The sequence below is a fragment of the Verrucomicrobiia bacterium genome, from assembly GCA_036405135.1.
GTDB lineage: Bacteria > Verrucomicrobiota > Verrucomicrobiia > Limisphaerales > JAEYXS01 > JAEYXS01.
Genome location: DASWYF010000024.1, coordinates 82,489 through 102,923, shown reverse-complemented (window position 1 = coordinate 102,923; position 20,435 = coordinate 82,489). Strand labels below are relative to the sequence as shown.

17 protein-coding genes are annotated in these 20,435 nt (G+C 54.0%); 7 read left to right on the top strand and 10 right to left on the bottom strand.

What is annotated here, in order from left to right; genetic code table 11:
• Window positions 1-5: 5 nt before the first annotated feature.
• Together VGH19_12590 and VGH19_12585 are read right to left on the bottom strand one after the other, a co-directional pair.
• Window positions 6-6,521, bottom strand: coding sequence for a HAMP domain-containing protein (locus VGH19_12590; GenBank protein HEY1172203.1), 6,516 nt, complete (start codon window positions 6,519-6,521; stop codon window positions 6-8).
• Window positions 6,522-7,004: 483 nt separating this feature from the next.
• Window positions 7,005-7,304: a hypothetical protein gene (locus VGH19_12585; GenBank protein HEY1172202.1), complete on the bottom strand. Its 300-nt coding sequence runs from the start codon at window positions 7,302-7,304 to the stop codon at window positions 7,005-7,007.
• A 160-nt stretch (window positions 7,305-7,464) separates the two neighbouring features.
• On the opposite strand from VGH19_12585, the gene VGH19_12580 reads away from it, so the two are divergent.
• The 5 genes from VGH19_12580 to VGH19_12560 are packed head-to-tail and all read left to right on the top strand — an operon-like array spanning window position 7,465 to window position 10,942.
• Window positions 7,465-8,310 carry an SDR family oxidoreductase gene (locus VGH19_12580; protein ID HEY1172201.1) on the top strand — a complete coding sequence of 282 codons (846 nt, stop codon included), beginning with the start codon at window positions 7,465-7,467 and terminating at the stop codon, window positions 8,308-8,310.
• Between the two features lie 20 nt (window positions 8,311-8,330).
• On the top strand, window positions 8,331-8,567 hold the full coding sequence (locus tag VGH19_12575; protein ID HEY1172200.1) for a plasmid stabilization protein: 237 nt from the start codon (window positions 8,331-8,333) through the stop codon (window positions 8,565-8,567).
• A gap of 21 nt (window positions 8,568-8,588) precedes the next feature.
• Window positions 8,589-10,112: an FAD-dependent oxidoreductase gene (locus tag VGH19_12570; protein ID HEY1172199.1), complete on the top strand. Its 1,524-nt coding sequence runs from the start codon at window positions 8,589-8,591 to the stop codon at window positions 10,110-10,112.
• Window position 10,113: 1 nt separating this feature from the next.
• A complete protein-coding gene (locus VGH19_12565) occupies window positions 10,114-10,671 on the top strand; it encodes a YetF domain-containing protein (protein HEY1172198.1) in 558 nt (185 codons plus the stop codon).
• Between the two features lie 37 nt (window positions 10,672-10,708).
• On the top strand, window positions 10,709-10,942 hold the full coding sequence (locus VGH19_12560) for a hypothetical protein (protein ID HEY1172197.1): 234 nt from the start codon (window positions 10,709-10,711) through the stop codon (window positions 10,940-10,942).
• Window positions 10,943-11,178: 236 nt separating this feature from the next.
• Here the strand turns inward: VGH19_12560 and VGH19_12555 are convergent, their stop codons facing one another.
• The 4 genes from VGH19_12555 to VGH19_12540 all read right to left on the bottom strand — a co-directional run bounded on the left by VGH19_12555 (window position 11,179) and on the right by VGH19_12540 (window position 14,426).
• On the bottom strand, window positions 11,179-12,045 hold the full coding sequence (locus VGH19_12555) for a DUF4142 domain-containing protein (GenBank protein HEY1172196.1): 867 nt from the start codon (window positions 12,043-12,045) through the stop codon (window positions 11,179-11,181).
• A 255-nt stretch (window positions 12,046-12,300) separates the two neighbouring features.
• A complete protein-coding gene (locus VGH19_12550) occupies window positions 12,301-13,497 on the bottom strand; it encodes a HAMP domain-containing sensor histidine kinase (GenBank protein HEY1172195.1) in 1,197 nt (398 codons plus the stop codon).
• 84 nt (window positions 13,498-13,581) lie between these two features.
• The gene (locus VGH19_12545) at window positions 13,582-14,037 is read right to left on the bottom strand and encodes a hypothetical protein (protein ID HEY1172194.1); all 456 of its coding nucleotides are present in this window, start codon (window positions 14,035-14,037) and stop codon (window positions 13,582-13,584) included.
• A 23-nt stretch (window positions 14,038-14,060) separates the two neighbouring features.
• Window positions 14,061-14,426, bottom strand: coding sequence for a DUF2934 domain-containing protein (locus tag VGH19_12540; GenBank protein HEY1172193.1), 366 nt, complete (start codon window positions 14,424-14,426; stop codon window positions 14,061-14,063).
• A 210-nt stretch (window positions 14,427-14,636) separates the two neighbouring features.
• Between VGH19_12540 and VGH19_12535 the strand changes: the two genes are divergently transcribed.
• Window positions 14,637-16,304: an AarF/UbiB family protein gene (locus tag VGH19_12535; protein ID HEY1172192.1), complete on the top strand. Its 1,668-nt coding sequence runs from the start codon at window positions 14,637-14,639 to the stop codon at window positions 16,302-16,304.
• Window positions 16,305-16,316: 12 nt separating this feature from the next.
• Here VGH19_12535 and VGH19_12530 read toward each other — a convergent pair whose 3' ends face one another.
• The gene (locus VGH19_12530; GenBank protein ID HEY1172191.1) at window positions 16,317-17,381 is read right to left on the bottom strand and encodes a putative zinc-binding metallopeptidase; all 1,065 of its coding nucleotides are present in this window, start codon (window positions 17,379-17,381) and stop codon (window positions 16,317-16,319) included.
• A gap of 130 nt (window positions 17,382-17,511) precedes the next feature.
• Between VGH19_12530 and VGH19_12525 the strand changes: the two genes are divergently transcribed.
• Window positions 17,512-18,081: a hypothetical protein gene (locus VGH19_12525; GenBank protein ID HEY1172190.1), complete on the top strand. Its 570-nt coding sequence runs from the start codon at window positions 17,512-17,514 to the stop codon at window positions 18,079-18,081.
• A gap of 9 nt (window positions 18,082-18,090) precedes the next feature.
• Here VGH19_12525 and VGH19_12520 read toward each other — a convergent pair whose 3' ends face one another.
• From VGH19_12520 to VGH19_12510, 3 genes are all read right to left on the bottom strand, one after another.
• On the bottom strand, window positions 18,091-18,843 hold the full coding sequence (locus VGH19_12520; protein HEY1172189.1) for a DUF2238 domain-containing protein: 753 nt from the start codon (window positions 18,841-18,843) through the stop codon (window positions 18,091-18,093).
• A gap of 80 nt (window positions 18,844-18,923) precedes the next feature.
• Entirely contained in the window at window positions 18,924-19,631 is a 708-nt protein-coding gene (locus VGH19_12515; protein HEY1172188.1) for a nitroreductase family protein, read from the bottom strand.
• Window positions 19,632-19,677: 46 nt separating this feature from the next.
• Complete coding sequence (locus tag VGH19_12510) at window positions 19,678-20,415, bottom strand: PRC-barrel domain-containing protein (GenBank protein ID HEY1172187.1); 738 nt, start codon at window positions 20,413-20,415, stop codon at window positions 19,678-19,680.
• Between the last annotated feature and the right edge of the window lie 20 nt (window positions 20,416-20,435).

Genomic DNA, 20,435 nt, shown 5'->3' with positions numbered 1-20,435 from the left:
CCTTTTTACCGATACAACCACACACGCAACAGAGACAACAGCTCATTCGTGTTCACCGGCTTCGCGATGTAATCCGAGGCACCGGCCGCCAGGCACTTCTCCCGGTCGCCCTTCATCGCTTTCGCCGTCAGCGCGAAGATCGGCAGCGCACCGAATTTCGGATCCTTGCGAATCTCCCGGATCGTCTGGTAGCCGTCCATGTCAGGCATCATGATATCCATGAACACCACCTCCGTGTCCGGCTTGTCCTGCAACAGGTCGATTGCATCTCGACCGTTTGTGGCGCTGATGATCTCCATCTCGTGATTCTCCAGCATCGTCGTGAGGGCGAAGATGTTTCGCGCATCATCATCCACGATCAACACCTTGCGCCCGCGCAGAATCTCATTGGAGGCATGCAGACGGTCCAGCATCTTCCGCTTGCCCTCCGGCAGGCTCATCACCACGCGATGCAGGAACAGCGCCGTCTCGTCAAACAACCGCTCCGGCGATTGCACATCCTTCAGCACGATGCTCTTCGCCATCGTCTTGAGCTGCCGCTCCTCCTCCCGGGTCAAGTCCTTCCCCGTGAACACGACCACCGGAATCTCGCGCAAGTTTGCATCCGCCTGGATGCGCTCCAGCAGCTCGAATCCGTTCATATCCGGCATGCGCAGATCCATCACACAGCAGTCGAACGGGCGGTCCAGCAGTTTTTCATACGCCTCCGAGCCCGTCGCCGCTGTGACGATCTCGATATCATCATGATGCAACAGCTCCACGATGCTCTGCGCCTCGATCTCGTTGTCCTCCACCACCAGCAGCCGTTTGACACGCGGTGTGACGAAGTTCTTGATGCGGCTGAAGCATTGCTCCAAACCTTGTGTCGTCGCCGGCTTCACCACATAGGAGAAAGCTCCATGCGCCAGCCCGTGCTGCCGCTCCTCCTCCACTGAGATCACCTGCACCGGGATGTGTCGCGTCTCGGAAGATAGTTTCAAGTTGTTGAGCACCGTCCAGCCCAGCATGTCTGGCAGGAAGATATCCAGCGTGACCGCCGTAGGCTGATACTGCCGCGCCATCGCCAGCGCCGTGGAACCGCGGTTTGCCACCAGCACTTTGAAGCCCGTCTCCCGCGCCAATCCCACCAGCACCCGCGCATAGTGTGGATCATCTTCCACCACCAGCAGCACCTGGTCACCTTCCTGGATGTTTTCACGGTCATCTGCCACCGCATCTTCACGCACCGAAGACGGCAAGGTCATGATAGTTGTATCGGCACTGCTGCTGCGCTTCTTCTCCTCCGCCGGCTGCAAATAGAAGAGCGGCAGATAAAGCGTGAACGTGCTGCCCTCGCCCAAGGCGCTCACCAGACGGATCTCACCGCCCAGCAGCGTGGCCAGTTCGCGCGAGATGGCCAGGCCAAGCCCCGTGCCGCCGTACTTGCGGCTCGTTCCTGCATCAGCTTGCTGAAACGCCTCGAAGATCAGCTTCTGCTTCTCCGGCGCGATGCCGATGCCGCTGTCCTTGATCGAGAACGCCACCACTTGTGGTGAAAGAGACAATACTGGATGCCCTGGTGTCCACCCTTCCGTGACCATCCCCACCTTCACCGCGATGCTTCCTTGCGCTGTAAACTTGAACGCATTTGAGAGCAGGTTCTTGAGAATCTGCTGCAAACGTTTCGGATCCGTGCTGAACAGCTTCGGCAACCCCGCATCGAACTCCACATGAAACGGCAGGCTCTTTGCGTCCGCCACATGCCGGAAGTTGCGCTCGATCGAATCTTTCAAGGACCCAAAGCCTAACTCCTCAGCCTCCACCTTCACCGTGCCAGACTCGATCTTGGACAGATCCAGGATGTCCGTGATCAGGTTCAACAGGTCGGACCCCGAAGAATGGATATTGCGTGCAAACTCCACCTGCTTCGTCGTCAGGTTTCCTTGTCCGTTCTCGGAAAGCTGCTGGCCAAGGATCAGGATCGAGTTCAATGGCGTCCGCAGTTCGTGCGACATGTTTGCCAGGAACTCGGATTTGTACTTGGAGGTAAGCGCCAGTTCCGCTGCTTTCTCTTCGAGCGCCCGGCGGGCCAGCTCCACCTCGCGGTTCTTGCGTTCCACCTCCGCATTCTGTTCCGCCAGCTGACGCGCCTTCTCGGCCAGCTCCTCGTTCGTCTGTTGCAGCTCTTTCTGCTGGGACTGCAACTCCACCGTCAACTGCTGCGATTGCTGCAAAAGGCTTTCCGTCCTCATCGTCGCCTCAATCGTATTGAGCACGACACCGATCGATTGCGTAAGCTGCTCGAGGAATGACAAGTGCGTAACACTGAAGTGCCTCAATGAAGCCAGTTCGATCACCGCCTTCGTTTCTCCCTCGAACAACACCGGCAAAACCAGGATGCTCGCCGGCCCTGCGCTTCCCAGACTGGAATGGATCTGCGTATAGCTTGCCGGGGCATCGTTCAACAGGATCCGCTGCTTCTCCAGCGCACACTGTCCCACCAGCCCTTCACCGATGAGTATCCGCTCCGGCTGATTGTTTCTTTGGGCGTAACCCGCCAGCAATCTCAGACTCGGGTTTCCAGCCTGCTCCAGCTCCACTTGATAGATCGTCCCCTGATGCGCGTCGACCAGCGGCGTCAATTCGGAAAGCAGACGCTGACCTACGGTCGAGAGTTCGCGCTGGCCTTGCAACATACCGGCGAATTTCGCGAGGTTCGTCTTCAACCAGTCCTGCTCCTGGTTACGTTCCGTGGTGACGCGCAGGTTGTAGATCATCGTATTGATGTTATCCTTCAACTCGGACACCTCACCACGCGCATCTACCTGAATGGAACGGGTCAAATCACCTTTCGTCACCGCCGTCGCCACTTCCGCGATGGCGCGCACCTGAGTAGTCAGGTTCGCCGCGAGCAGGTTCACGTTACCCGTCAAATCCTTCCATGTACCCGCCGCACCAGGCACATGCGCCTGACCGCCCAACCGGCCATCCACCCCCACCTCACGCGCCACGTTCGTCACCTGTTCGGCAAAGATCGCCAGCGTGTCCGTCATGTTGTTGATCGTTTCGGCCAAGGCGGCCACCTCACCTTTCGCCTCCACTGTCAGCTTCTGGCGCAGGTTGCCGTTCGCCACCGCGGTCACCACCTTCACGATACCGCGCACCTGATCGGTCAGGTTGTTCGCCATGACGTTCACAGAGTCGGTCAAATCCTTCCACGTACCAGCCACACCTTGCACCTGCGCCTGACCGCCGAGTTTGCCTTCCGTACCGACTTCACGCGCCACGCGCGTCACTTCAGCGGCGAAGGCGTTGAGCTGGTCCACCATCGTGTTGATGGTGTTCTTCAACTCGAGGATTTCGCCCTTCACATCCACAGTGATCTTACGGGACAAGTCACCGCGCGCCACCGCCGTAGTCACCTCGGCGATGTTACGCACCTGCGCCGTAAGGTTCACACCCATCGCATTCACCGAGTCCGTCAAGTCCTTCCACGTGCCGGCCACACCCGGCACCACCGCTTGCACACCCAGTCGGCCTTCCGTACCGACCTCACGCGCCACACGAGTCACTTCAGAAGCAAAGGAGCGCAACTGCTCCACCATCGTATTGATCGTTTCCTTGAGCTGCAGAATCTCACCGCGCACGTCCACCGTGATCTTGCGGGACAAGTCGCCGTTCGCCACAGCGATGGTCACCTCAGCGATGTTACGCACCTGCGTGGTCAGGTTGTTCGCCATCGAGTTCACGTTATCCGTGAGATCCTTCCACGTACCACCCACACCTTGCACCTGTGCCTGACCACCGAGTTTACCTTCGGTGCCGACCTCACGCGCCACGCGCGTCACTTCGGAGGCGAACGCGTTCAGCTGGTCCACCATCGTATTGATCGTGTCTTTCAGCTCGAGGATTTCGCCCTTCACGTCCACCGTGATCTTGCGCGACAAGTCACCTTTCGCCACAGCCGTCGTCACGTCAGCGATGTTACGCACCTGCGTCGTCAGATTATCCGCCATGGAGTTCACGTTATCCGTAAGGTCCTTCCACGTACCGGCCACACCAGACACCTGCGCCTGACCGCCGAGTTTACCTTCCGAACCGACCTCACGCGCCACCCGACTCACCTCGGAGGCGAAGGCGTTGAGCTGATCCACCATCGTATTAATGGTGTCCTTGAGCTCGAGAATCTCGCCTTTTACGTCCACCGTGATCTTGCGCGACAAGTCACCCCTCGCCACCGCCGTCGTCACCTGCGCAATGTTACGCACCTGACCCGTCAGGTTCGTCGCCATCGCATTCACGGAGTCCGTCAAATCCTTCCAAGTACCGGCCACACCTGGCACCTGCGCCTGACCACCAAGTTTACCTTCGGTGCCAACCTCACGCGCCACGCGCGTCACCTCAGCCGCGAAGCCGTTAAGCTGATCCACCATTTTGTTCATGGTGTTCTTCAACTCAAGGATCTCACCCTTCACGTCCACTGTGATCTTGCGGGACAAGTCACCGCGCGCCACGGCGGTCGCCACCTCAGCGATGTTACGCACCTGGCCTGTCAAGTTCTCCGCCATCAGGTTCACGTTATCCGTAAGGTCCTTCCACGTACCAGCCACACCCGGCACTTCTGCCTGACCACCGAGATTACCTTCCGTACCGACCTCACGCGCCACGCGGCTCACCTCAGAAGCGAACGAATTCAAGCGATCCACCATCGTGTTGATCGTGTCTTTCAGCTCGAGGATCTCGCCTTTTACGTCCACCGTGATCTTGCGGGACAAGTCGCCCTTCGCCACGGCCGTCGTCACGTCAGCGATGTTACGCACCTGACCCGTCAAGTTCGCCGCCATCAAGTTCACGTTATCCGTAAGGTCCTTCCACGTACCGGCCACACCCGGCACCTCTGCCTGACCACCCAGTTTTCCTTCCGTACCGACCTCACGCGCCACACGCGTCACCTCAGCCGCGAAACCGTTGAGCTGGTCCACCATGGTATTGATGGTGTTTTTCAATTCGAGAATCTCACCACGCACATCCACCGTGATCTTGCGGGACAAGTCGCCCTTCGCCACGGCCGTCGTCACGTCAGCGATGTTACGCACCTGCGTCGTCAGGTTGTTCGCCATCGAATTCACGTTGTCCGTAAGGTCCTTCCAAGTACCGGCCACACCCGGCACCGCTGCCTGACCACCCAGTTTACCTTCCTGACCGACCTCACGCGCCACACGCGTCACCTCAGAAGCGAATGAATTCAACTGGTCCACCATCGTGTTGATGGTGTTCTTCAACTCAAGAATCTCACCCTTCACATCCACCGTGATCTTGCGCGACAAGTCACCGCGCGCCACAGCCGTCGTCACCTCAGCGATGTTACGCACCTGACCCGTCAAATTCGCCGCCATCAGGTTCGTATTATCTGTAAGGTCCTTCCACGTACCGGCCACACCTGGCACCACCGCCTGACCACCCAGCTTGCCTTCCGTACCGACCTCACGCGCCACACGACTCACCTCAGAGGCGAACGCGTTCAAACGATCCACCATCGTGTTGATCGTTTCCTTCAGCTCGAGAATCTCACCCTTCACGTCCACCGTGATTTTGCGGGACAAGTCACCACGCGCCACAGCGGTGGTCACAGCGGCAATGTTACGCACCTGCGCTGTAAGGTTGGACGCCATCGCATTCACTGAGTCAGTCAAATCCTTCCACGTACCAGCCACACCGGGCACAACAGCCTGACCGCCAAGTTTACCTTCAGTACCGACCTCACGCGCCACGCGCGTCACCTCAGCGGCGAACGAGCGGAGCTGGTCCACCATCGTGTTGATTGCCTCTTTCAACTGCAAAATCTCACCGCGCACGTCCACCGTGATCTTGCGGGACAAGTCACCGTTCGCCACACCGATCGTTACGTCAGCAATGTTACGCACCTGTGCCGTCAGGTTACCGGCCATCTGGTTCACCGACTCCGTCAATTCCTTCCATACACCAGACACACCCTTCACCTGTGCCTGACCACCGAGTTTGCCCTCAGTACCCACTTCGCGTGCCACGCGGATCACCTCCACAGAGAAAGAAGCGAGCTGGCCTACCATGCCATTCACGAGTTGCGCCGTTCGCAGATACTCACCCTTCAACGGACGTCCGCCCAATTCGAGCGGCATTGATTGCGAAAGATCGCCCTTCGCTACTGCACCGATCACGCGACCCATTTCCACCGTCGGCTGCGAAAGCTCATCCACCAATGCATTGATCGCCTCGATACGCTCGGCCCAATCGCCATTCGAATCACCCACCGCCATGCGCTCCTTGATCTTGCCCTCCTCACCCACTTGGCGGCGCAACCGCAGCAAGTTCTGGTTAAATCGCTCGAGCCGCGCGGCAATCGTGTTAAACCGATCCGCCACTTTACCCTCTAACCCCGTGAGATCCGATGGCAGGCGCGCCGAAAAATCGCCGTCCTCCACAGCATTCAGCATGGCCAAAAGCTGCTTCATGAAATCGTCATCGCGAGTGCTGGTAGCGGTGGCTGTGGCTGTTTTTGGCATAAATTATCCGCAGGTTGGATGCGTTGATACCTCGTATCTCGAAATGTCCCTGACGCTTGCAGACCGGACATTCCGATTGGCTCGTGAACTTAGGGTCATCAGGAACGGCCGGTAGTCTTGGCCAGACGGCCTGTTTGAATTTATTATTGCTGGATTGAGAGAATTAAACTCCACAGCGGGCGAAAACTGCTTCCCGTTTAAGCACACCGGTTCCATGAGGTGTCTGCTCATCACTCCAGTTGGTTGATCTGGCCGCCGTATAACATCAATTTCCCAATTCCTCCTCCAGCCGACGCGCGACCGAAGGTTCATTCACGAGCAAAGCGAGAAGGCGAGAGCTTCTTTTTTTGACAGCTTGATTTCCGTTTCCAGGTTTCCCTTCTGTCTCTTACAGCTGCCGTAGCTCTCGTCTTCTGCTACCTTATATTTAGCAGGGAACAAGCCATCCACATTTCCCTCCTATCGATAGTCTTAAATCATTCATTATAAGCCAGTTAAGAAATAAAAAAACTCCTCTCTCAGCTCCGCAGCACTGAAAATATATGCATTTTGCAACAACGCACCTACACCAGCAGGCATTATGCAATTCGTCTTCATGAAGATTTCTGACCTTTGACACTTGCGATTTGCACAGATAAAGCCATCCACATCGCCAGTTTTGCAAAGCGCTTCCAAGCTGCTCCCCGCCAGTTTAACCCATCCCTTGCCATATATCCCCATCTCAGATGCCATCAACTCCTTGGTCCTAAAAAACTTAGCCCTCTCCTGCTCCTTTCCGATCACAAACCCTTCATTTCATGGCAGGCTCCATGCTGTCCCAACACTCTGCATTTCAACCGAGCATCCCATCGGGCGGAGCAGGCTAACAATTTATCACCTCATGCAAGCCACCAAAGCCCTATCCTTCTCCTCGGACCTCTCGACCGGCTTGGAAGATTTGCCCATGTCCTCGCCATCCCCTCAGCAGCAGGAAGTGCCCGGCACCGAGGAAGCCATGACGCCCCATCCCTTGGACGAAAACAAACGCTACGTCCCTAGCGGTCGTCTCAATGGCAAAGTCGCCCTCATCACCGGCGGCGATAGCGGCATTGGTCGCGCCACCGCAATACTCTTCGCCAAAGAAGGCGCCGACGTCTGCATCGTTTACCTGAACGAACACAAGGACGCCGATAAAACCGCTAAGCGCATCAAAGACCTAGGACGCCGCTGCCTCAAGATCGCTGGTGACATCGGCGATCCCTCATTCTGCCGCCAAGCAGTTGGCGACACACTCGAGCAATTCCATCGCCTCGACATCTTGATAAACAACGCCGCCGAGCAGAAAGAGATCACCGGCATCGCAGATGTCGATCCCGAGCAACTCGAGAAAACCTTCCGCACCAATTTCTTCGGCTTCATCCACATGACCCGCTCTGCCCTGCCCCATATGAAAAAAGGCTCGGCCATCATCAACACCACCTCCATCCAGGCTCTCTACCCGCAACCTTACCTCATGGACTACGCCGCCTCTAAAGCAGCGATCCTGAACTTCACGCAATCCCTCGCCAAAGAACTCGCCCCAAAAGGCATCCGCGTGAACGCCGTCGCCCCCGGCCCCATCTGGACGCCATTGATCCCCTCCACCTTTTCTCCTGAGCACGTGGAGAAATTTGGTCAGAACACCTTGATGAAACGCCCCGGTCAGCCTGCCGAAGTCGCGCCCAGCTTTCTCTTCCTCGCCTCAGAAACCGACTCTTCCTACATGACCGGCCAAGTCCTCCATCCCAATGGCGGATCTAATCTCGAATAAAACCGAACAAAGGAACACCCATGCCACGCGGCGATAAATCCAGTTACACAGATAAACAGAAGCGCCAGGCCGAGCACATCGAGGAAGGCTACGAGAAACGCGGAGTAAGTCATAAAACCGCTGAGAAACGCGCATGGGCCACCGTGAACAAGATGACCGGCGGCGGCAAGAAATCCGGCTCAGGTCGTGGTAAGAAAGTTAACAAAGCACCCGCTCGCAAAGGCGGCCGCCTCGGTGGTGCTGCCAAGAAAAAATAGATCACTCACAAAAGGGCCACCGTGGACACGACCTCATACTGGGCAGCGACAGCGAGTTTCCCCCGCTTTCCCGCCATCAAAGGCGATCACAATGTCGATATCGCCATCATCGGCGCTGGCATCACTGGCATCACTGCCGCCTATCTCTTCAAGCAACGTGGCTACAAGGTCGCTCTCATCGAACGAGGTAACTTTGGCGGCTTCGACAGTCTGAACACTACCGGTCATCTCACCTACGTCACCGATACCCGTCTGCATCAATTGGTGAAAAACTTTGGTCGTGACCAAGCTCGCCGCACTTGGGAAGCCGGAGCGGCTGCCATCAATCAGATCACCGCCAATATCCAGCAAGAAAATATCTCCTGCGAATTCCATTGGATTCCTGGCTACTTGCACAGTCCTTCAAAGAGACCCGATGCAAAGGAAATCAACGCGCTCACGAAAGATGCTCAACTCGCCAGCGAGTTTGGTTTTAGTGCCGAATACCAGACTAAGATCCCAAATTTCAATACTCCCGGCGTTCAATTCTCCAACGTGGCCAAATTCCATGTGGGCAAGTATCTGCAATCACTCGTCAGAGCAATTCCCGGCAAAGGCAGTGTGGTCATTGAGAACAAGGAAGTCACCACCATCGAAAAAGAACCCCTGAAAATCTTGGTCGATGAATATTCAATTAATTGCCGGTTCATTCTCTTGGCTACGCACAATCCCCATTCCGGCAATGCCACAGCCCTTTCCTCCGCTCTATTGCAAACTAAGCTTTCACTTTATAGCTCCTACGCCGTCGGCGCCCGCATACCTCAAGGCATCTGGCCGGAAGCGAGCTTCTGGGATACCGACGAGCCATACCACTACCTCCGCATCGATCAGCATCGGGGCTTCGATTACGCCATCTACGGAGGCGAAGATCACAAAACCGGTCAGGCAAAAAATATCACCGCCATTTATCAACGGATCGAGAAGAAACTCCTACATCTCATCCCCAAAGCCAAAGTAGATCATCGTTGGTCCGGCCAAGTGATCGAGACCACCGATGGCCTGCCTTACATCGGTCACTTCGGAGAAAACCAATATGTCGCCACTGGCTTCAGTGGCAACGGCATGACTTTCGGCACCTTCGCCGCCATCATGGCCTTGGACGCATTTGAGAAACGAGAGAACGCCTGGGTAAAACTTTTCGACCCACACCGCAAAAAAATCCGCGGCTCAGCGTTGAACTATCTCAAAGAAAACAAAGACCTTCCCCTCCTGCTGATACAAAGCCGCTTGAAAAGTGTCGACGGCAAATCACTCCGTACCCTTTCCGCTAATCAAGGCAAACTCCTAAAAATAAAAGGCCGCAAAGTGGCCGCCTATCGCGATCCCAAAGGCAAACTCACTCTCTGTTCACCAGTTTGCACTCACCTGAAATGCATCGTCGCTTGGAACGATGCCGAGAAAACTTGGGACTGCCCCTGTCACGGCTCCCGCTTCGCCCCCACCGGCGAAGTCCTCAGCGGCCCAGCCGAAAAACCTTTGCAACCCTTCATCAAGAACGAGTCATAAGATGGAAGCATTCTTCAATAGAAACTTGGGATTGGGGCTGGCACCCGATGAACTCACCATCGCCCAGATTCTCGCGCGCACCTTCATTCTGTTCTTCGCCATGCTGTTGATGATGCGCATCGCCGGCCTGCGTTTTCTGGCGGGCAAAACGACATTCGATGTCCTCCTCGGCTTCATCCTCGCCTCAATGCTCTCCCGTTGCATCAACGGTCCTGCTCCTTTCTGGGGCACCATCCTCGCGGGATTCCTGGTAGTATTTCTTCACCGCGTTTTGGCCTGGCTCACCTATCATTTCCACGCCTTTGGATGTTGGGTGAAAGGCTGTCCTGAACCACTTGTGGAAAACGGTCAACCGTATAAGGAAGTTTTGGCCCGCAATTGCATCAGTGATCACGATCTCAAACAAGACCTACGCCTCAATGCCTTGACTGATCTAAGCCAGGTAAAAGTCGCCATCTTGGAACGTAACGGCGAGATCAGCATCCAACGCCAAGACCCATCCATCACCATCACCTCCCAAGAAGATGGCAAAACCATCCATGTCCATTTCCATTCTTAAATCTCAAAATCCACCTCTAACAACAAAGGAAAATCATATGGGAAAATGCGCCACCTGCGGAAATGAATACGACAAAACTTTCGATATCGTCACTGGCGGAAAACACTTCACCTTTGACTCTTTCGAATGCGCCATCCACTTGCTCGCCCCGATCTGTCCGCATTGTAACTGCAAGATCATCGGCCACGGAGTAGAGGCCAGCAACACCATCTTCTGCTGTGCCCACTGCGCAACCCTCTGGGGCTCGCGCGGTGTACGTGACCGTATCTGATAGACTCGGATAAATTTGGGGAAGAACCACGCCTTGCTGCATTCAGCGGGGCTTTTTCATTCCCTGTGGGAGCGATCAAAGTAACCCTGAAATTAAACTTGTCAAAAGGACAGACTCAGAATGTTCACAACTTCCATCTATTCCACCACTTATTCACAAAAAAAGAAACCTTGGGAACATCTGCCCCCAAGGTCCTGTAACTAGACTATGCTCGATTATTCGGATTCTGATAGTCATTATTTGGCAGACGAAATCTCGTCTGTTCCACTGCTGTAGTCACGATCCAGTCGCTGCGCATGCTCCAGATGAGTACGCAATGTCGGCAGCGTCTTGCTTGCGAAAGCCTTCAGTTCAGCATCCGACAGGCTCTTCGCCGCCGAGTCGAACTTGCTTACCGCTTGCTTGTGATCACTCACCATCACCTTCACAAAGGCACGGTCAAACTCAACACCCGATAATCCGCTCAAGCGGCTGCCATCACTGTCTGACGGATTGGCCTGTTCTGATTCTATGCCAGCAACGTCCTTGCTATTCGCCCGCTTGCTGGTGTCCTGGATTCGATCCTCACTTCCCAGCGCAGGAGAGTCAGGCAGCGATCCCGGGCCTACCGGAGCAGTGGGCTCTTGGAGGACATAATCATTGCCGGAAGTCGTGGAATATTCGGTGGAGTAATTATCCTTCACCGTTCCCGTATCTTGCTTCCAATCTTCCTGGCTTGGCACGGAAAGTCCCTTGCGTTGCGCGATCTCCTTCAACTCCGTGTTGGCCTTGGCATGGTCTTGTACCATATCACGAGCAAAGCTCTTGATCTTGGCATCTTCAGATTTCTGCAATGCCATTTCACCCAAGCGCACCTCACGGTTTCCCGATGAGATCGCATCATTCACGAACTGCTGGGATGATGTCTGTTGTTGGGCAGGTTGTTGCGTAATTGGCTGATTCTGCTGCACTTCATCACGGCTGCTCGGCATCGGCGGTTTCACCGAATCCTTCCGATCCTGCATATGCACTTGTGCGGGTTTTCGCAGGTCATCAGCATAGAGTGCTGGCACACACAACGAAATTGCCAGCAACGAGGTTTGGATAATAATGCTCTTTTTCATAACGATTACATTGGTTAGTTAGTTGTTCATTTACATGGACAACTTCAATTGGAGCTTTCGCTATGCCACACCGGGAAAATTCCGTCTCTCCTTTTCCTAGACCGTTAAAAACACGGTGCTTGCACAAGCACTCATTTTCTGAATAAGGGGTTTCCATCTCTGTCCTCCGTTGCAAAGCGCGTACCTGCTCTGCGAAAATCCCACAGCCGCATCCCCTCTAGCATCAATCTTGCCTCAGAAATGCACCCTCCTTGGCTACCGAAACTGCCCCTGCTCATTCGAACATTTCGGCAGCGTAAATAAAAACCGTGAACCACCTTCTTCGATCGCTTCGTAACTCACGCATCCGCCGTGCAGACCCACCAGACGCTGCACAATGGGCAATCCCATTCCGTTCCCTGTTTCAGTCGTGTGCAACAATTCAAATCTTCTGATAATGCTTGCTCGCCGGCGCGGATTTACTCCACCGCCATTGTCACCAACAAAAAAGACATATTCACCATCGTTATCCGACCAGCCTAATTCAATACACGTCGCCTTGTCCGCATGCTGTAGCACATTGCTGATAAGATTACCCCAGACCACCTCCAACCACGCTTCCACGCCATTAACTGGCGGCCATTCTTGCGGCTTGGTGAGCTTCAATCCTTTGGTCTGAATCTTTCCCTCCATCCGCTGCAACACCGTCCAAACCACATCCCCCATCGGCACCGGCTTTAAAGGTTGCCCCTTCAGTGTGGCTTTGAGCATAAAGCTCACACGGTTCATCAATCTCACCATTTCTTCGACTGAATTGAATAACCCGTTCGCCATCGCTGCTGCAGCCGGATCGCGTTCATGCAAAACTTCCCGCATCGCCTCACCCGCCGCCAGCACTCCGTTCAAAGGCGTCTTGAGATCATGATTCACCCGTCCCACCATCGTAAGCAAATCCCCTCGCAACCGGGCATTCTCGTGCATGAGCTGATACCTTAAACTGACAGACCGCAATGCTTGTACAACTCGCGCTACATCAATCTTCGCACTGTCGATCACCTCAACATGATCCGTTTGTTCTCCCTCTCCGATAACAACGATCGCCCAAAGCGGCAGTCCGATTGAGCTCACCTCCTTAGTCATATTCTTCCCCTCAATCACACTATCTCCGGCCAACACAATGACTTCATGCGGTGTCGGCTCAGGAGAAATCGGTAACCGGGCAAGATTGATGTGATGATGGAGCTTGGCCTTGAGAAAACTGGTCTGAACCGCTTCCTTGAAGATTTGCGCCGTGGTTTTGTCAGCCCCTACCAGGCGGATCGTTGTGATGTCTAATGCCACAGAAAAACCTGATATCGTATTGCTATCGTTAATGTGTCCCCACTCTCCGGGCAATTGATACAATGATGTTGCGACTACAAACAGAGCAAACTGGACTCCTTTTGGCAAGGCATACCGTCTTCTCTTCTGCATCTATGCTATCTTCACCCGTGATGCCTTCCCCGGTTGAGAGAAACGAGGCAAGGCTTGGCGAATCCCATTATTTGCAGTCAAATTTCATGTCACCTTGGACTGCACCTCTCCTCTGAAAGCCCGATTCTTCGTCCAGGTGTAATGGCAATCCTCGCAATAATACGAGTGCTTCATGATGCCCAAGAGCACCAACCAATGAGCGATCAAAGTAGGCAGTATGAACCGCCGCGTCATCTGTGGATACTCCACCTTCAACGATTCACAAGAAGGACAATGCACCGCTTTCTTCAAGATGCGCTTCGCCACCGGATCAGCATTCACCTTCTCCGCCACTTCATAAAAGTCCTCGCTAGGCACCTGCACTCTCACCCCAATCTTTGGCAGGGATAGGAACCACCAGTTCTGAAGATTACGTTCGTCATACACGATCGCGTCCTCCACACCATGGCGCACTAGATGCGCATGAAATTCATCAGCGTCTGCCTTCTTCTCGAAAGCGGCTACGTTGGCCCAAAAAATAGTATGCTTGTGTTTGCTCATAACCTGCTCCTGTTTTGATTTTCTCAAGCGCTCCGCCGCTGCGGCCGTTGTGATTGTCGTGGCGCATCGCGCATCGCACTGGTTTGTTGCCTTATTTCCTGGCGTGTGGCGGCGTTTTTGCGCGTCTGCTCAAATTTTTCATTATGATGGCCTTCATGCGCCTCTTTCGCTTCAGCAAATTCCATCGGTGTCATGGAAACTTTTTCAGGTTTTGCTTCTCCCCGGATGCCCAGGGTCGTCTCTGCCTCCAGCCAGTACTCAAGATCATGGCCTTCTTGATGGCCATTTTGTTCATACAACCGGTACGCCTCCTTCGCGATCTCATCATGCGTTGGGGTATAGGTCGTATTGTTAGACTCCGTCTCTAAACGATTTTCCTCTGAGTTCATGCCTTAGCTTAACGCACGAAACGTACCATGCCCCCGTCTGGCCTCCTTTCCTTAAACTTCCAGAGTTCTAACGCCCCACAACATGGTGATATGCAATAAACGGTCCCTTAACAGTTCAAATTGCACTACGAGTGGCAGGAATACTTGCGAAATCCCCATTACAACCCTTGGCATGCTTCGCGCTAAAAACCGAACAAGGGCAAAAGCTTTATGCTATTTAAAACGAAAAATCTTCCGCGTTATAAGGAAATCGTGATGCTCCTCTGGCGCCATGGTCGCTCGGATGTCTTCCGCACCTTGGCCAAGATCGGAGAAATCCGGGATGAAGAAGTACTGACCACCGACAATCAACCCGCTCCCGAAGAACTGGCCCGTGATCTCGAAAAGATGGGCCCTACCTTCGTCAAATTGGGCCAAGTCCTATCCAGCCGCGCTGACCTTCTTCCTGAACCCTATTTGAAAGCCCTCTCCCGCCTGCAAGACAACGTCAAGCCGTTCCCCTATGCGGAAGTAGAGGAGATCGTTCAGCAAGAACTGGGTGTTCGCTTATCCAAAGCCTTCCGTGAATTCAGCCAGGAACCACTGGCTGCTGCTTCCTTGGGCCAAGTTCATAAAGCCGTACTGCGCGATGGCCGTCCCGTCGTCGTAAAAGTTCAACGCCCCAATATCCGCAAACAGATCGCCGAAGATCTCGAAGTGATGGAAGAGATGGCTTCCTTTCTCGACGATCACACCGAAGTCGGCAAGCGCCATCACTTCTGCGAAGTTTTGGAGCAGTTCCGTAAAACCTTGGTCTTGGAACTCGATTACGAACACGAAGCCAGCAACATGACCGTGTTTGCCGAAAACTTGCGCGAATTTCCTCACATCATCACTCCTCTGCCGATTGCGGGATACACAACCCGTGCCGTGCTGACGATGACTTACATCCACGGCCAGAAAATCACCGAAATCAGTCCCTTGCTGCGCTTGGATTTCGATGGTCAGGCCCTCGCCGATGAATTGTTCAAAGCCTATCTCAAGCAAGTCCTCGTCGATGGCGTGTTCCATGCCGATCCACACCCGGGCAATGTGTTGCTCACGGACAACATGCGTGTCGCCCTGTTGGATCTCGGCATGGTGGACCATGTCATGCCCCGCATGCAAGAGAGCCTTATCAAACTCCTTCTCGCCATCAGTGAAGGTCGTAGCGAAGACGCAGCCAGTGTTGCGATCGAGATCAGCCGTACGAGAGATGATTTCGATGAGGCTGCTTTCACCCGTCGCTTGGGATCTTTGGTCGCTGAGATGCAGGATAACAATCTTCGGCAGCTCGACCCAGGCCGCAGCTTGCTGGAGATAACACGCGTTGCTGGTGAAACTGGTTTGCACGTTCCCAGTGAATTGACTCTGTTGGGCAAGACCCTCCTGCAACTCCATCAGATCGGCAAATCGCTCGAACCGGATTTCAATCCCAACGCTGCCATCCGCGATCACGTCCACACCATCCTGAATCAACGGGTGAAAAAAGATTTCACCACCGGCAATGTCTTCGCAGCGATGCTGGAGGTAAAAGACTTTGCCCGCCAGCTTCCCACTCGCCTCAACAAAGTCCTCGATGCCGTCGGCAAAGGTGAGATCGAACTGAAACTGCGCAACGACGACACTCTCTACATTCTCGATGGTCTTCAAAAGATCGCCAATCGCATCGCCGCCGGCTTGGTTCTCGCCGCTCTCATCATCGGTGCCGCCCTGCTCATGCAGGTGAAGACCAAGTTCGAACTCTTCGGCTATCCCGGTCTCGCCATCCTTTGCTTCTTTGGCGCAGCCGCTGGTGGAGTATTTCTCCTCTTCGAAATATTCTTCCGCGATACCAAACGTCCACCTTCAAACAAATAAGCAAAGGCTTCGTCAGGCACCTTCCAGCGCATTGCGTTTATTCACCACCTCGTGAATAAACCGCAACTTGTCACAAACCGCTGACGTCAGCACAAACGGATACAAATCCTGCAACCCCATCCCGCGATTGATCGAATTGAAAGCACATGTCAGCGGGATCCATTGTCGCAACATCGCATCAAACTCTTCCGATGCCGGCGCCCCTTTGTTCCGCGGCGGCAGTGGGTTCATCAATTCACGATACTTTGGAGTCTGCAATGTCACCCCGTACGACGCGGCCGTCTCCATCATATCCGTGATATGCATGTAGTGCGCCCACGTTTCCGCCCAGTCTTCCCAAGGATGCGCCGCTGCATATGCTGTTACCGTTGCCTTCACCACTTCGGGATTTGGTCCCTGTTCATAATAAGTTTTCAGTGCTGCTCCATAATCCACTGTTTCATCCCCGAAAAGTTTCCGGAACATGGGCAGATAGGATGTGTTTCCAATCAATCGATCCCAATAATGATGTCCCAGCTCATGTCGAAAATGACCTATCAGCGTTCTATATGGCTCACGCAACCGGATTCTGCGCTGCTCCCGTTTATCTTCATCCGCCTCGGAAATGTTTAGCGTGATAAGCCCGCCATTATGCCCCGTAAGCACCAATGGCTCATTCGGTGATTCCGCCAGAAAACGAAATCTAAGTCCCCTCCCATCTGCAGATGTCAACGGCAGGCTAAGCCTCTGCAACGTATAAAAACAACGCCTCTTGGCGAGTTCCATCTTGTGCCAGCGACCACGATTACCTTCCACGCTCAAATCGGGTATGACCTCGTTCAACCGGCATGCCTCGCAAAAAGCATGATTGTCTGCCACCAGAACAAGCCAGTTGCAAACCTGGTGCTGCCGCCAGTTCGCACATAACCGGTATTCCCTGTCATCCAGCACCAAAGTCGCCTCTTCATTCGCTGGCACGGAAAAAGACCGCATATCCTTGATATCCGGGGAGTAGCCAACCCAATTGCCACATCGCACACAGCGGTCGTTCACAAAGAAAATCTCGCCACCGCAGTTGCCACACTTAAATGTTTTCATCGCATCAGGACGTCTTCCTGATTTCATTCAGCAGGGCTTTGGCCAACTTTGTTACGCTCGCATGCATTCTCATCATCCAGCATCACCAACCGATTCATCTGGCACTTTTCATGCACTGAGAATTTCCACCATGAACCGGAAACACTTTCTTTTGGGTTTGGCGACTGTGCTCGTCGCCGGCTGCAAATCCACGCCACCAGAGCCGGAAGTCAAACCGGAGACGACGCGGCTCCCAAAACGCACCGTCCGGTCCAATTGCTACAGTCTGCTGCACGATCTGCTGGGAAAACAGCGTCACCTCTCAAAGATACTCATCATTAAACAGGAAAGCCCTGCACTCAAAGATCTGATCAAACGCATTGCCGACACATCAGCTCGCGGAGATGACCTCATAAAAAATTTCGCCCAACTGGACCAGGGCATATCCCTTGAAATGCTCTTGCTTCCTCCCGGAGAAACCGCAACCCGCGATGCCATCGCCGATACTCGCACACAGGAACTCCTGCACTCCTCAGGCAAAGAATTTAAAGCCAATATTCTATTCACCCAATCCGAGTCCATGGGCTACGCCTGGCACCTTTGCAAAGTCGCCGCCGTTTATGAACCGAACGCCGAATGGTCGCGCCAGCTAAAAGAACTGTCTCAGGACTTCAAAGTCCTCCAGCATGAGGTTGTCTCCATGATCCGCAGCTCGCCTTGATGACAACCCTTACTTTTCCCCCATTCGCGCCACTTCATTTTCCCCCAGCGGTTTGGGATTCTTAACCCTCAAGCTATCCGCCCACTCCCGTGCAAAATCACGTTGGAACTTCCAATTGATCAACCCCGTGATAAGCATTGCCAGAATCGCCCCGCTGCTCGCCAGCGCCATGTCCTTGTGTGCATCCCATTCATCACCTTGCGAACCCAGATAGGCATTCCCGGTTCCATCTCCAAAAACTTCCGCTGCCACCCATTCGATCAATTCAAATATCATCGATGTGGACATCGTCAGATCCAGCGGCAGGAAGTATCCCCAGAATCCTTTCACATTCACCACCCGCAGAAAAAGTTCCCTCATCGGATACGCTATCAGCAAACCATACAAAAAATGCACCAACCGGTCGAAGTGATTGCGCCCCCATCCCATCAGGTGGCTTACCCTGGCCCCAAACAATTTCTCAGACCAGTCATCATAGGGCACCAAGGCATAACTGTAGTGTGATCCCACCGTATGAAGACAAAGAAAAATGAAGATCAACGTGTAGGAGATGCGCGACAGCATCAAGTAGTTGCGTCCCAACCCCAAGCCCAGCACCACCACCAGCACCAGCGCATTCTCCAGCAACCAGACCGAGCGGTCGACCGGATAGTACCCGAGCAATGCCCATATCACCGCATATATGATTCCCAAATATCCTAGATACTGCTGATGCGGCAGGGCTTTTATCCATTTCAACCATTTGGCTTTTTTCAGCGCCATTCCCATACCCATTCCCGATTCCATGAGGTGATTGCTCTACAAGATAATCCACCTTTGTCACTTTTCAAAAACACGGCACCCTATTCTTTCTCCCAAGGCTGCCCGTAGCGTTCCGCGCACACCATCTCTTCCAGCGGCATGCGTCCCGGATACGGCCTGTCGGGAGCCTGTGAAAAACCTATCGCCAGAAGCGCCACCACCTCTGACCGGGCAGGCAGTTCAAATTCTTCCTTCACCGCTGCCGGGTCAAATCCTTCCATCGGTGCCGTATCTAGCCCATACGCTTCTGCGGCGATAACCATCGTCGTATACGCGATCATCGTGTGACGGTTCAGCCAGGTGGCCGCCGGAAAGCTGCCCAGAAATTCATCCACATTTTTCTCCTGTTCCAGGATCTGTTCTTCCTTGCCAGCCCCACGATTGCTCCCCTCCACAAATATCTCGTGCATATGAGTCCGCCACTCATCCCGCACCGCATAAGCGATGATCACAACGGGAGCTTCGCCGACTTTTCCCTGGTCCATCGCCGCTTTCTGCAATCGTTTCCGATTCGCCTCATCCTGCACCACGATGAAGCGCCACGGCTGGAGATTATAGCCCGAAGGCGCTTGCAACCCCAATTGCAGGATCGCGGTGATATACTCCCTGGGCACCGGTTTATCCATGAAATGCTGGCTCGCCCTGCGATCCAAGATCGCCTTGGTGATCGGTTTCAAAGGTTGCCCATTCACTTGTACCTGTGGCAGCCCCTTGGGCTGGTCGAATTTCTTTTTCGGTTCTGCAGACATAACAAAAATTGTTCACTTTATACCATATAGCCGGCTGATTTAATTATTACTTCCAAAGTTCAATCCTGTCCGTCACACGCTCCAAGCCCGCCACCTGTTTGGCCCGCGCGACAATTTCTTCCCGCTCCTCTTCAGATTTCACTTTTCCGCGTAAGGTCACATTCCCATGCCGTGTGATCACCTGCACGTTCTTAGCCATCGTAGAAAGATTGCTGTCCACCAGATGCTTGCGGATAGACCGTGTTATCTGCACATCTCGCTCACTACTGCCCTGCCCTTCAACGGTGTCCGCACGTGTCACCCGTTCTTTCGCCGGAACCTCTTTGATTGCCCCCGCCACATTTCTCTCTGTCACCACAGGGGCACGACCGAACCGGTCGTAATACTCCTCCAGCTTGATATTCCATGCCTCATCGCTCCAATCCGGCAAACGGTGCTTGTCGTAACCTGGCGCCCCTTTCAGTAAATCCTTGTCGGCATCCAAAATCAGCTTCTTGTCATGCTCACGATAATTAAACCTTTGTGCTGGGACCACGATCAACTGATCTCCCAATCCAAATACCCCGCCACTCGACAAGATGACGTAAGAAGTTTTCCCCGCCCCGATGTTCACAATCAGATCTTCCACCTTGCCTAATTTCTCATCCGCCAAGTTGCGAACTTCCATCCCCATGATGTCAGTCGCTCGTTGCGGAACCCCCACAAGCTGCCGGCTTTCCCCTTGGATGACCGATGCACAAGCCAACCCTGCCGCAAACAACAACGCCTTACCATATGCTTTCATAAACAACTCCAAAAACCTGA